Annotated in this window: 1 protein-coding gene; it reads right to left on the bottom strand. The window is 62.7% G+C overall.

What is annotated here, in order from left to right; translation table 11 throughout:
• Nucleotides 1–253 (bottom strand): PAS domain-containing protein (locus tag FS767_RS22290; RefSeq protein WP_256674313.1); only part of this gene is annotated, 253 nt, incomplete at its 3' end.
• Nucleotides 254–268 lie beyond the last annotated feature (15 nt).

Below are 268 nucleotides of genomic sequence, written 5' to 3'. Positions count from 1 at the left end.
GAGTGTCGGGTCCCTGCAGGAAGCGGCAATTGCGACCCAGCACCTCGTCCAGGGCATAACCGGTGGTACGCAGGAAGGACTCGTTGGCAAAGATGATCGGGTTATCCGGCTGGTGCGGATCCGTCACGATCATCGGCATCCGGGTCTTCTTCACGGCGGCAAAGAAGATGTCGTCGTGGCCGAGACCCTTGCCCAGCTCCGCGATCTGGGCCGCGGCGGGGTGGGAAGACGAAGCGTTTGCGGTTTCGGTCATGGAGAGGAAGCCTGC

Source organism: Pseudomonas sp. DE0010, from assembly GCF_007680745.1.
Lineage (GTDB): Bacteria > Pseudomonadota > Gammaproteobacteria > Pseudomonadales > Pseudomonadaceae > Aquipseudomonas > Aquipseudomonas parafulva_B.
The sequence above is the reverse complement of the archived record's forward strand: the minus strand, read 5'-3'. Positions and strand labels throughout refer to the sequence as shown.